The 12,520-nt window shown below is 53.8% G+C and carries 8 protein-coding genes and 3 pseudogenes; 3 read left to right on the top strand and 8 right to left on the bottom strand.

Annotated features, from left to right (window positions below; genetic code table 11):
- Positions 1 to 163 precede the first annotated feature (163 nt).
- Positions 164 to 889 carry an osmolarity response regulator transcription factor OmpR gene (gene ompR, locus ACWWJF_RS13935; RefSeq protein WP_195315787.1) on the top strand — a complete coding sequence of 242 codons (726 nt, stop codon included), beginning with the start codon at positions 164 to 166 and terminating at the stop codon, positions 887 to 889.
- The gene (gene envZ / locus ACWWJF_RS13930; protein WP_455869778.1) at positions 886 to 2,259 is read left to right on the top strand and encodes a two-component system sensor histidine kinase EnvZ; all 1,374 of its coding nucleotides are present in this window, start codon (positions 886 to 888) and stop codon (positions 2,257 to 2,259) included. Before ompR ends, envZ begins: the two co-directional genes overlap by 4 nt.
- A 55-nt stretch (positions 2,260 to 2,314) precedes the next feature.
- Here envZ and pckA read toward each other — a convergent pair whose 3' ends face one another.
- The 8 genes and pseudogenes from pckA to ACWWJF_RS13890 all read right to left on the bottom strand — a co-directional run bounded on the left by pckA (position 2,315) and on the right by ACWWJF_RS13890 (position 11,011).
- Positions 2,315 to 3,952, bottom strand: coding sequence for a phosphoenolpyruvate carboxykinase (ATP) (gene pckA / locus ACWWJF_RS13925; RefSeq protein ID WP_455869777.1), 1,638 nt, complete (start codon positions 3,950 to 3,952; stop codon positions 2,315 to 2,317).
- Positions 3,953 to 4,161: 209 nt separating this feature from the next.
- Positions 4,162 to 5,034, bottom strand: coding sequence for an Hsp33 family molecular chaperone HslO (gene hslO / locus ACWWJF_RS13920; protein WP_455869776.1), 873 nt, complete (start codon positions 5,032 to 5,034; stop codon positions 4,162 to 4,164).
- Positions 5,035 to 5,058: 24 nt separating this feature from the next.
- Complete coding sequence (hslR, locus tag ACWWJF_RS13915) at positions 5,059 to 5,466, bottom strand: ribosome-associated heat shock protein Hsp15 (RefSeq protein ID WP_455869775.1); 408 nt, start codon at positions 5,464 to 5,466, stop codon at positions 5,059 to 5,061.
- Positions 5,467 to 5,546: 80 nt separating this feature from the next.
- The gene (locus ACWWJF_RS13910; RefSeq protein ID WP_455868936.1) at positions 5,547 to 6,878 is read right to left on the bottom strand and encodes an IS4 family transposase; all 1,332 of its coding nucleotides are present in this window, start codon (positions 6,876 to 6,878) and stop codon (positions 5,547 to 5,549) included.
- 65 nt (positions 6,879 to 6,943) lie between these two features.
- Positions 6,944 to 7,267 (bottom strand): annotated as a pseudogene (locus tag ACWWJF_RS13905) (HAD-IA family hydrolase); the annotation flags it as partial.
- 8 nt (positions 7,268 to 7,275) lie between these two features.
- A pseudogene (locus ACWWJF_RS13900) lies at positions 7,276 to 8,443 on the bottom strand (IS3 family transposase).
- Positions 8,444 to 8,514: 71 nt separating this feature from the next.
- A pseudogene (locus ACWWJF_RS13895) lies at positions 8,515 to 8,751 on the bottom strand (GMP/IMP nucleotidase); the annotation flags it as partial.
- Positions 8,752 to 8,860: 109 nt separating this feature from the next.
- Positions 8,861 to 11,011: an IgaA/UmoB family intracellular growth attenuator gene (locus ACWWJF_RS13890; protein WP_455869774.1), complete on the bottom strand. Its 2,151-nt coding sequence runs from the start codon at positions 11,009 to 11,011 to the stop codon at positions 8,861 to 8,863.
- A gap of 281 nt (positions 11,012 to 11,292) precedes the next feature.
- Between ACWWJF_RS13890 and ACWWJF_RS13885 the strand changes: the two genes are divergently transcribed.
- A protein-coding gene (locus ACWWJF_RS13885; RefSeq protein WP_455869773.1) for an IS3 family transposase occupies positions 11,293 to 12,461 on the top strand; the annotation gives its coding sequence in 2 pieces (ribosomal slippage) (positions 11,293 to 11,548 and positions 11,548 to 12,461; 1,170 coding nt in all).
- The last annotated feature ends 59 nt before the right edge of the window (positions 12,462 to 12,520 follow it).

Raw genomic sequence — 12,520 nt, 5'->3', positions numbered from 1 at the left:
GTATAGGCGTTGCTACATCCTAAGGCGATTGCGCCTGTGAAATGATTGATTAATCCCTATTTTATTATGCTTTGTAACAATTTTGCCTGCAATATATACCAGAAACGACTGTCAGTAATTCATAGGTTTTTGAACAATACGGCATCGATTACGCTTTTGGAGAATGAAAATGCAAGAGAACTATAAAATTCTGGTAGTAGATGATGATATGCGCCTGCGCGCACTGCTGGAGCGTTACCTGACGGAGCAAGGTTTTCAAGTACGTAGCGTAGCCAATGCTGAACAGATGGATCGTTTACTGACGCGTGAGTCTTTTCACCTGATGGTGTTGGACCTGATGCTACCGGGCGAAGATGGGCTCTCTATTTGCCGCCGCCTGCGCAGTCAAAGCAATCCGATGCCCATCATTATGGTGACGGCGAAAGGGGAAGAGGTTGACCGTATCGTTGGCCTGGAAATTGGCGCTGATGACTACATTCCTAAACCATTTAACCCGCGCGAGCTGTTGGCGCGTATCCGTGCCGTGTTGCGCCGTCAGGCGAACGAACTACCGGGGGCGCCGTCACAGGAAGAGGCGGTGATCGCCTTTGGCAAGTTCAAGCTTAACCTTGGCACGCGCGAAATGTTTCGCGATGATGAGCCGATGCCGTTGACCAGTGGCGAATTTGCGGTGTTGAAAGCGTTGGTCAGCCACCCGCGTGAGCCGTTATCTCGCGATAAACTGATGAACCTGGCGCGTGGTCGTGAATACAGCGCCATGGAGCGCTCCATCGACGTGCAGATCTCGCGGTTGCGCCGTATGGTGGAGGAAGATCCGGCGCATCCGCGCTATATCCAAACCGTCTGGGGCCTGGGATATGTCTTTGTGCCGGACGGCAGTAAAGCATGAGACGATGGCGCTTTTCTCCGCGCAGTTCGTTTGCCCGGACGCTGTTGCTGATTGTTACTCTGTTGTTTGTCAGCCTGGTCACCACCTATCTGGTGGTGCTCAATTTTGCCATTTTGCCAAGTTTGCAGCAATTCAACAAAGTTTTGGCCTACGAAGTGCGCATGCTGATGACCGACAGGCTGCAACTGGAGGATGGCTCTTCGCTGGAAGTGCCACCGGCGTTCCGGCGTGAAATCTATCGCGAGCTGGGGATTTCCCTGTATACCAACGCCGCGGCGGAGGAGAGCGGCCTACGTTGGGCGCAGCACTACAAGTTTTTGAGCCAGCAAATGGCCCAGCAGCTTGGCGGCCCGACGGATGTACGCGTTGAAGTCAGCAAGAACACCCCCGTGGTGTGGTTGAAAACCTGGCTTTCACCCTATATCTGGGTGAGGGTGCCCCTGACGGAAATCCATCAAGGCGACTTTTCTCCGCTATTCCGATACACGCTGGCGATTATGCTACTGGTCATCGGCGGGGCGTGGCTGTTTATTCGTTTGCAGAACCGGCCGCTGGTGGCGCTGGAGTATGCGGCGCTGCAAGTGGGGAAAGGCATTATTCCGCCCGCTTTGCGTGAGTATGGTGCCTCCGAGGTTCGTTCGGTAACGCGCGCTTTCAACCAGATGGCGTCAGGGGTCAAACTGCTGGCCGACGATCGCACGCTCTTGATGGCGGGCGTCAGCCACGATTTACGCACGCCGTTAACACGTATCCGGTTGGCAACCGAGATGATGAGCAAGGATGATGACTATCTGGCTGAGTCCATCAACAAGGATATTGAAGAGTGTAATGCCATTATCGAACAGTTTATCGACTATCTGCGTACGGGCCAGGAGATGCAGATGGAAGCGGCGGATCTGAACAGTATTCTGGGCGAGGTCGTGGCGGCTGAGAGCGGCTACGAGCGCCAGATTGACAGCGATTTCTCCGACGGTGAACTGATGGTGCGTATCAGTCCGCTCTCCATCAAACGTGCGGCGCTGAATCTGGTAGTCAATGCGACGCGCTATGGTAACGGCTGGATCAAGGTCAGCAGCGGACGAGAACTGCAACGCGTCTGGTTCCAGGTGGAGGATGATGGTCCGGGTATCGATCCTGCGCAGCTGGCACATCTGTTCCAACCGTTTGTGCGCGGCGACAGCGCGCGTACTACCAGCGGTACGGGATTAGGGCTGGCAATCGTGCAGCGAATCATTGATGCGCATGACGGCGCGCTAGACGTGGGCACCAGCGAACGCGGTGGGCTGTGCGTGCGTGCTTATCTGCCCTTACCCTATGATCGGACCAAAGAAGGGTCGTCAGCTGTTGAAAAAGAGGCGTCAGAAGGGTGAAACACGGCGGTTTACGCAGAAGAAAAAAGCGCGGGCAATCCCGCGCTTTTGCATTTTATGGTGTGATTTCCGCCCCAATTTCTGGTCCGCCGCTCACCGGCGCCTTACCCGCAGGGGTGTCGGTATACTTGTCGAAGTTGGTGCAAAAACGCTGTGCCAAATCTTCGGCTTTCTTTTGCCACTTAGCCCGACTGGCATAGGTGTTGCGCGGATCCAAAATCTGAACATCGACGCCGGGCAGTGAGCGCGGAATAGCCAGATTGAAGATTGGCAACGTATGCATTTCAGCATCATCAATGCTGCCATTGAGAATGGCATCAATGATGGCGCGGGTATCTTTAATCGAGATGCGTTTCCCCGAACCGTTCCAGCCGGTGTTAACCAGATAGGCTTGTGCCCCTGCGGCTTTCATGCGTTTGACCAGAACTTCTGCATAACGCGTGGGATGGAGCAACAGAAACGCCGCACCAAAACAGGTGGAAAACGTCGGCGTAGGCTCGGTGATCCCGCGCTCTGTGCCAGCCAGTTTGGCGGTGAAGCCGGACAGGAAATGGTACTGCGTCTGGTCGGGCGTCAGGCGCGATACCGGCGGCAGAACGCCGAAAGCATCGGCCGTGAGGAAAATCACCTTACGAGCGTGTCCCGCTTTGGAAACCGGTTTGACGATGTTGTGAATATGGTTAATGGGATAGGAGACGCGGATGTTCTCCGTTTTGCTGCCATCGTTAAAATCCACGCTGCCATCTTCCCGTACCGTGACATTCTCCAGCAGCGCATCGCGTTTGATGGCACCGTAAATATCCGGTTCTGCTTCTTTCGACAGTTTGATGGTTTTGGCGTAGCAGCCGCCTTCAAAGTTAAACACGCCGTCATCATCCCAGCCGTGTTCGTCGTCGCCAATCAACTGGCGCTTCGGATCAGTGGACAGCGTGGTTTTTCCGGTGCCGGACAGACCGAAGAAAATGGCCACATCCCCTTTTTCTCCGACGTTGGCTGAACAGTGCATGGAAGCGATACCCTTGAGCGGCAGCAGATAGTTCATGATCGAGAACATCCCTTTCTTCATTTCGCCGCCGTACCAGGTGCCGCCGATCAGTTGGATCCGCTCCGTCAGGTTGAAGGCGACAAAATTCTCTGAGTTCAGCCCCTGCTCCTGCCATTGTGGATTGGTACATTTCGCCCCGTTCATCACGATGAAATCGGGCTCAAACTGCGTGAGCTCATCCTCTTGCGGGCGAATAAACATGTTTTTGACGAAGTGGGCCTGCCAGGCAACCTCGGTGATAAAACGCACTTTCAGACGGGTATCGGGGTTGGCTCCGCAGAAGGCATCGATGACAAACAGACGTTTGCCGGACAGTTGCTCGGTCACCAGTTGTTTCAGGTGGCTCCAGACTTCTTGCGTCATGGGGTGGTTATCGTTCTTGCCTTTGCCTTGATCCGACCACCACACGTGTTCACGCGAGGTGTCATCACGAACGATATATTTATCTTTGGGCGAACGACCGGTAAAAACCCCGGTGTCGACGGCGATAGCGCCCAGCTTGGTTTCTCTGCCGCGTTCATATCCCTCCAGGTCGGGAGCGACCTCTTCCTGGAAAAGTACTTCATAACTCGGATTGTAGACAATCTCGCTGACATCGCGGATTCCATAAGCGGAGAGGGCTTGTGGTGCAATACATTTGATCTGCATATCTCTACTCCTCAATAGTCATACTGATAATCATTGTACGGAGTAAGCCTATTTTAGCTGGGATAACAATCATAAAATTAAATAATTTAAGACATAGTTTTGTTTAATTTTCGTTAAGTGAAACGATTCTCCTCCTGTGGGGGCGAAAAATGAAAACGGGCACCGAAGTGCCCGCTTAGTCAGTAGCTTGGTATTAATGATCTCTACGATCAATGCCTTGTGGCGTCTGCGCTGGCGTGACGAATGTCACTGATCTCGCTGGCGCTGAACAAGTAGTGAGTACCACAGTAATCGCAATGCATATCGATTTCTTGTTCTTGCTCCAACATCTCATGTAGATCGGCATCCGACAGCGTCATTAATGCATCTGCGCAACGTTCAAGCGAACAGTGACAGTGAAACGATACGGCCTGCGGCTCGTAGAGCGTCACCGATTCCTGATGGTAAAGGCGATACAACACCTCGTTCGCAGGCAGGGTAAACAGCTCTTCGTTTTTGATGGTTGTTGTCAATTGCACCAGATGATCAAAATCGTCGTGGCCAACGTGCTGGGCGGGCAGCACTTGCAGCAGCATGCCTGCGGCAACCGGGCTGCCTTCATGCTCCCCGCTGCGAATAAACAACCGGGTAGGCAACTGTTCGGATTGCAGGAAATAGTTTTCCAGACAGCTGGCAACCGAATCGCCCTCCAGACCCACCACGCCTTGATAGCGTTCACCTTCCTCGGGCGTAATGGTGATCACCAGATAGCCATTGCCTACCATGTCTCGCAGCGTCGCGTTAGGCGTAATCTCGCCTTGCAAGCGGGCAACGCCGCGCATTTGCTGCTGATTATTGCCGTTGATGACGGCGAGTTTCAGCGGGCCGTCGCCTTGAAGCTGTACGGTGATATCGCCATTGAACTTCAACGTCGCAGTCAACAGGCTGGTGGCGGCAAGCATATCACCCAGAATCAGTCGCACCGGTGCCGGGTAGTCGTGGTTTTCCAGAATCTGTTGGTAGGTATTACTGACCGTCACCAACTCGCCGCGAACGGCATGATTTTCAAACAGATAACGGTGTAGTTGGTCATGGTTGGACATGGTTTCTCTCTTAATGGTCAGGAACTACTCTGAATCACTTTGTTTAAATTTTATCAGATCGCGCCGTTCTTTTTTATCGGGACGACGATCCGGGTGCGGCATCGTCAGGGCGTTCATCTTGCGAGCCAAGGCGACCTTTTCGCGTTTTTCGACGCTTTGCTCGGTCTCTCGATACAGCAATTGCGCTTCAGGAGCCGAGCGACGTTGTGAACTCAGGGCTAAGACCAGTACGGTGCGTTCGTCGTTGCCCTGGCGCAGTTTGATTTCAGCATCCAGTTCTACCAGCTTGCTGGGCTTGGTGCGCTGCCCATTGTAATGCACCTTGCCGCCGTCGATGGCTTCGCGCGCGACAGCACGGGTTTTGTAAAATCGAGCAGCCCAGAGCCATTTGTCCAGGCGAATACTGTCATCTGACTCGGTCTTCTCTTTCATATCAACCTCTTGCTCATATACGTCTGGAGCATAAAACGCATTATCCGGACGCGCGTTGCGCCATGCGTAAAGCCACCTCGTTATACACATCTCTGTTCGTGCCTGAGCGCGCGTAGCGTTTCGGCGGCCGTCATGACTTTCTGCAAGCCTTTCCAGATAGTTTTTGCGCCTGGTTCACCGTCGCCTTTTCGAGCAAGAAAGCCTCCGAGTTGCGCAACTAAGCGCAATACTTCGTTTAGCTTAGGGCGGCCCTTGGGCATACGCTTGTTCATCAGTAGGTAAGCTCCATGAGTCTCGTCGGAATCAAAGAACAACATTGCGTCTAGCTCTGGACAGGTTCGTCCCATACGCATTAAATAGGCGATGCGCCATGCCACGATCATGAACAGCGCCAATGCCCGCTCAATGCGATCCACGGTCGATAACTGTAACGCTTCGACACAGCAGCCGTTCTTCAGCACATTGAAGAACATCTCGATTTCCCATCTAGCCCGATACCAGTCGATCAGCTCCACGATATCTTCTCGTCCTTCAGGTACGCGATTGCTCAGCAACCGCCACTCGACCGGCTTCACGCCTGCTGGCGGCTCAATTTCCTTGGCTATCACACAAGTCACTGCCAACCCGCAACGCAGCGACACTCGCTTCACGCGCAGCGCCTGTTTCACCGTACGCGCCTTCTGCCCCGCGCGAGCCGCCATAACGAATTGGATTTCTCCCACCGGCACGGTCTTTCCAACCTTCTGCCAAAGCTTCTCATTACAGTCCAGACTGCGATTATGAGTCGAGCGGATCAACCAGTCAGCCGGAGTGCCAAGGTCATCAGCGAGCTGCATCAACGCCTTGATATCCGCTTCGCGATCGGCTAAGTACACCAGACGTGTGTTTGGCAACTCCGAGGCGAGTTCAGCAACTCGCTCGTATCCCTCGAGCCAGCGCGTACTCTCCTTGATCCCATCGCGTTTTCCGTCTGCATCCTTCGGCTCTCTTGCCCACATCCACGCATCCAGTACGCCCAACCCCACGCGATCCGGACTGACCGCGTAGGTCGGATGCAGATACAGACCACGCCTGGCTTCGTAGTTCAAGGGACCCAAGCCTTGGATTTGCTGCCCGTTGAAGTCAAGCTCGGTAGTGTCTTGGATACACAGCACAACCTCGTGTTCTCGGATCCTTTCCTGCGTACGCTGCCAGTGAGGTTGCAGAATGTCTCGCCATTCGAATGCTTGGTTCTCCATGAAGCGGTAAGCACCCAGCGTCTCAGACCATCCGAGGCACGCATGCGGAATGCTGGCTTGCGGATTCTCAGCCAGCCGTATCAAAAGCCCTTTGGCACGCTTATTGAGCCTCGTGTCACCAAGATTTACCCCTTCCAGTTCTTGGTGTGCCCAGCCATCTGAATCCCGTGTCATTTTTCAGCGCCGTAAATGGCGATAGTACACGTCGGTTTCACTTCATTTACAACCCCACTGGCTGCCTATTTCAGCCCGCTAACCCTTGGCATATAAGGCGTTGCGGACTTGTGTATAACGAGGTGGCGTAAAGCGGGCAGGAACGCCAGATAATCATTCATAGCTGGATGGCGAGCAAAGGATTTCTCCTGTTGGCCTGAGTCAGGATTGGTGACTCCCAGGCAGTAGCGCAGGCCAAACGCTTTGGCAGCATCCAGAATCGGTTCGCTGTCATCGATAAACAGCGTGCGTTCAGGATCAAATCCTACCTGCGCGTGCACCTGTTGCCACAGTTGCTGATGCTCCTTCGGATACCCATACGTATGGGTGGAAAGTAATAAATCAAGGTGTGTAGTGGTCAACTAATATTGGCCACCGCATTAGACTGTATGTAGAACAGTCGCTCAGATTCGTTTGGAGTTAAGCCGCCGTTATACCAGTGAGGCCGGATAGCGCTGTAATACCCCGTGATGTAGCGGATAATCGCGTCTTGGGCTTCGCTGAAGCTGTTGTAACCCTTTGTCGGCACCCATTCTGTCTTCAGGCTGCGGAAGAACCGCTCCATTGGCGCATTATCCCAGCAGTTACCCCGCCGACTCATACTCTGCTTTATCCGGCAGCGCCACAGGGCTTGCCGGTATTGACGGCTGGTATAGTGGCTGCCCTGGTCGCTGTGGAACATGACTCCTGTTGGTTGTCCCCGGAGTTCCCAGGCCATCTGCAACGCTTTAACTGTCAGCGCCGAGTCCGGCGACGTCGACATGGCCCAGCCCACCGGTTTGCGGGCGAACAGATCTAGCACCACCGCAAGGTAAGCCCAGCATTTGCCCGTCCAGATGTAGGTCACATCGCCGCACCAGACCTGATCCGGCGCGGTAACCGCGAACTGGCGGTTGAGATAGTTCGGTATTTCAACGTGTTCATTGCCGCCGCGTTTGTATTTGTGAGCCGGTCGCTGGCAGCTGGCGATACCCAGCTCCTTCATCAGCTTGCCAGCCAGCCAGCGCCCCATTTTGACACCGGAGCTGCCGGTGACGATGGTCGCGATACTTCGAGCGCCGGCAGAGCCGCCGCTGGCGTTCCAGGCTTCCATGACGCGGCTACACTTAACCACGCGCTCACCGTCGGGTTCATTAGCGGAAGCCTGCCAGTGCCTGTAGCTGCTGCGATGTACCTCAAAAGTTTGGCACAACGCCGTGACCGGGTATCGCGCCCTCAGCCTGTCGACTACCGTGAACCGTTGAGTGAGTCCGACATTAAGAGCGCCGTAGCCTTTTTTAGGATTTCGTTCTCCATTTCAAGGCATTGGACTTTTTTCTTCATCTCACGCAGCTCGAGCTGTTCAGGGGTAAGAGGAAGTCCCGTTGGCGTTTTTCCCTGTCGTTCAAGGCGAAGCTTATTGACCCAGCGACTAATGGCAGAATGGCTGACATTAACCGCCTCTGCGGCCTAACGTATGTGTAGCCGTGGTCGACAACCAGCTTTGCGGCTTCGAGCTTAAATTCCGCCGTAAAATGTTTACCCATGAGGTCACCTGTCGTGTTGATGAGGTGAGCATATCACCTCCGATCAGGTGGCCAGTATCAGTGTGCCACTACAGACCGAGGCGTTCGCTCCAGTAATCAAAGCAGTACCAGTTCAATGTGTGTTGGACGGCGTGATACTCCCGTTCAATCACCGCTTTGGCATCCCTCAGGGAGATATCCCTTTCCACGCTCAATCGCTGCGGCACCAGTTGCAGCCAGAAGTAGCTGTCAAAGGCCAGGTCCAGCAGGGTGCCATCCATGTCCAGGATAACGGTATCGATATCATTCCAATTGAGCTCTTGCTGCATCTCTACTCCAGTAGCGGCGGTGGGGGCATCGTGCAGAAAAACACCGCGTCGCACGGCGTCGGTAGCATGCTCTCTGCGGTCGTCAGCAACAGTTCGTGTTTAGACGCGCCTAATCATTCATCCGGTAGGCGCGGCCTTCCATCAAGATAGGTGTGGCGAGTCGGGTTGAAAAGCACGCATCGTAGTACTGTTTGATATCGCGTTCGCGCTGCTGACTTTTGCGCATTTTTACCAGCATCAGCGCCAGATTGGCAACCAGTACTACCGAGAGCACCAGCATCAATAACCCAGTGCCGAAATAGCGCCACGGCGTGATTGCGTCAGGATCGCTGCGTAAATTGATGTGCTGCGTTCCGTTGGCATCGGTGGAGAGTTGTGTGATAACCCCTTTGGCGCTAAAGGGCGTGTGCAGCAGCATGGCGGAAAGCCGTTGCAACTCTTGCCATTGCTCTGTTGCATGATATTCATTAAACGGTTTGGGCGGCAGCGGGTAGTTTACGAGTTGGCGGCCTTCGTCGCTGCGGATAAGAAAGCCGCTGGGTGGCGGGCTGTTCAGCGAGTCGGTGGCCGCGTTAATCTCTTGGTAGAAAAAGGACTCCGTGGCGCTGACCACCAACGATTCCAGCGATTCAGCATTAACGGAGCGCAGCAGAACGTTCATCCCCTTAAGCGATCCTGATTTTGCGCGTCTGACCAAAGCATCCCAGGTTTTCACATTGCCCAGATTGACCAGCGCATTTTTCAGCCGCGTGCAATCCTCTTCACGCGTACACAGCTCCTGAGTTTTCAACACGATATCAGAGAAATTGTTGAGCAGTACCATACCTGATTTCTGAATGGCGGACGCGAGCTGCGTACTGACTTTACCTTCACCGTTGGCCACGGGATGCAACTGTGCGTTCACCACGGACAGTAGCGCCGACGCTTTTTCGATCACGTCCGACTCAGGTAGCGGTAACGACCCGGCCTTGTTCCAGTAGATGGCAGAGCAATCAAACGGGGTAAAAGCATAGGGCTTTACGTTACTCGGATAGCGGTTGCCCGCAGGCACATCGCACATGCCGGTGCTTTGAATATCCAACTTATCGCCGATTTTCAGGTGGGCGTTTTGCAATTCGTCAACCTGTACCACTTTGATATTCTGTGCGCCGTGCAGCCAGCTCATGCTCAGGTTGAGCGGTAATTTCAACGGCAAGAAGCTGAGCAGCAAGATCAGGGGCAGTAGCGCACCCGCAGAGAGAATCAGGTTTTTTCCAAAGCGCTGAAGGGGGAAACGGCTGACTTCCTCGTGGAGCGAGAGAAATTCGCCTTGGCGAACGACCTGACGATTCAGATAGATGTCGACTTGGGTTTTCTGCGCCAGATCGTAGGCGATATAAGGCTGCCAATGGGGTGGATAGATAAGATCGATATTGCCCAGCGAAATATTGCCAATCTGCTCCTGGTTCGATTCGCCAAACAGGCCGAGGCACTGTGGCGTGCCATTCAGGCAATGTACCTCTTGCAGTTCACGCTCGGAGGGGGCGCGAAACAGCTGCCAGCAGCTCCAGGCCGCCAGCAGCACGGCGGCAGCGGCAAGCCAGGGCATCACCGCCAACGGCGTCATCAGGCTGATAAAAAACAGCAGAAAAGCCAATGAAATCAAAAGCGATTCCCGAATGCCCGAGGCGTGATGCACTGCGTATTCTTCTTGTGTTTCCTTGCGAACGGCAACCAGCTCGGCGCGTTCATTCCCCTCTTCTCGAATCGAGGCATTACGTTCAGGTATTACCGGCGGCGGTAAAATGCTCTGATCGCTGTGCTCAACGCATTCACTCAAGGAATGTCCGTTGAGCGCAACGACCAGCGGAATTGAGCGGGTGTTAATCAGCTCAATATGGTTGTTCTCGGTGATGTATTGTTCCCAGTCAGCAGGCAGGTGTATCTCTTGCGTATCAATAAAATAACGCCATTTGTTCGCCGTGTTGGTAGTGAGGCCATAACGCGTAATGCTGTGAGTGAGCACATAGACGCGCGGATCTTGGCGAGTACGCTGTAACACAGGCAACGTGCTGGATGCTGACAGTTGCAGATTGGCGAGTGTCAAATAGCGCTCGATTGCGGCACGCTCATCGTGCGTTAATGTGCGTTCTCGCGCGTGCATGACGGCGAAGGACGGTTTTGTAAAGGGTAAATGGCGACGCATACGGTATCCAGTGTAACTTCCGATGACGATAAGACAGGCAAACAATAGGGATAAAAGAATAACTATTGTGCTCATGCCATCCTCATTCCAACGCTGATAATTCGGATACTAGCAAACTTATCCCGAGAGTGATAATCCGTATGTCATTGTTAATCAGCTTGAATCACTCATTAACGCAATAAATTTTTCCTATATTTCTTCGATCTTACCAAGAGAAAATCAGAAGAAAACATGGGGAAAATCTGAATTTATTGCGATGTGTTGACTTTTATTTTTTTCGGGGTGTAGTGGCACACTGATACTGGCCACCTGAGCGGAGGTGATATGCTCACCTCATCAACACGACAGGTGACCTCATGGGTAAACATTTTACGGCGGAATTTAAGCTCGAAGCCGCAAAGCTGGTTGTCGACCACGGCTACACATACGTTAAGGCCGCAGAGGCGGTTAATGTCAGCCATTCTGCCATTAGTCGCTGGGTCAATAAGCTTCGCCTTGAACGACAGGGAAAAACGCCAACGGGACTTCCTCTTACCCCTGAACAGCTCGAGCTGCGTGAGATGAAGAAAAAAGTCCAATGCCTTGAAATGGAGAACGAAATCCTAAAAAAGGCTACGGCGCTCTTAATGTCGGACTCACTCAACGGTTCACGGTAGTCGACAGGCTGAGGGCGCGATACCCGGTCACGGCGTTGTGCCAAACTTTTGAGGTACATCGCAGCAGCTACAGGCACTGGCAGGCTTCCGCTAATGAACCCGACGGTGAGCGCGTGGTTAAGTGTAGCCGCGTCATGGAAGCCTGGAACGCCAGCGGCGGCTCTGCCGGCGCTCGAAGTATCGCGACCATCGTCACCGGCAGCTCCGGTGTCAAAATGGGGCGCTGGCTGGCTGGCAAGCTGATGAAGGAGCTGGGTATCGCCAGCTGCCAGCGACCGGCTCACAAATACAAACGCGGCGGCAATGAACACGTTGAAATACCGAACTATCTCAACCGCCAGTTCGCGGTTACCGCGCCGGATCAGGTCTGGTGCCGCGATGTGACCTACATCTGGACGGGCAAATGCTGGGCTTACCTTGCGGTGGTGCTAGATCTGTTCGCCCGCAAACCGGTGGGCTGGGCCATGTCGACGTCGCCGGACTCGGCGCTGACAGTTAAAGCGTTGCAGATGGCCTGGGAACTCCGGGGACAACCAACAGGAGTCATGTTCCACAGCGACCAGGGCAGCCACTATACCAGCCGTCAATACCGGCAAGCCCTGTGGCGCTGCCGGATAAAGCAGAGTATGAGTCGGCGGGGTAACTGCTGGGATAATGCGCCAATGGAGCGGTTCTTCCGCAGCCTGAAGACAGAATGGGTGCCGACAAAGGGTTACAACAGCTTCAGCGAAGCCCAGGACGCGATTATCCGCTACATCACGGGGTATTACAGCGCTATCCGGCCTCACTGGTATAACGGCGGCTTAACTCCAAACGAATCTGAGCGACTGTTCTACATACAGTCTAATGCGGTGGCCAATATTAGTTGACCACTACAGTGCCGGTTCCTCACCTTTTTTTGACGGACATCAGTTTTTTTTGTTGTCGC

It is taken from the genome of Symbiopectobacterium sp. Eva_TO, from assembly GCF_053848865.1.
Note: the sequence above shows the minus strand (reverse complement) of the source record. Positions and strands in the feature narration are given on the sequence as shown.

Bases quoted from the DNA above. Each gene is read 5' to 3' on its own strand.
- ompR (WP_195315787.1), top strand. From the start codon at position 164: ATGAAAATGCAAGAGAACTATAAAATTCTGGTAGTAGATGATGATATG.
- envZ (WP_455869778.1), top strand. From the start codon at position 886: ATGAGACGATGGCGCTTTTCTCCGCGCAGTTCGTTTGCCCGGACGCTG.
- pckA (WP_455869777.1), bottom strand. From the start codon at position 3,952: ATGCAGATCAAATGTATTGCACCACAAGCCCTCTCCGCTTATGGAATC.
- hslO (WP_455869776.1), bottom strand. From the start codon at position 5,034: ATGTCCAACCATGACCAACTACACCGTTATCTGTTTGAAAATCATGCC.
- hslR (WP_455869775.1), bottom strand. From the start codon at position 5,466: ATGAAAGAGAAGACCGAGTCAGATGACAGTATTCGCCTGGACAAATGG.
- ACWWJF_RS13910 (WP_455868936.1), bottom strand. From the start codon at position 6,878: ATGACACGGGATTCAGATGGCTGGGCACACCAAGAACTGGAAGGGGTA.
- ACWWJF_RS13890 (WP_455869774.1), bottom strand. From the start codon at position 11,011: ATGAGCACAATAGTTATTCTTTTATCCCTATTGTTTGCCTGTCTTATC.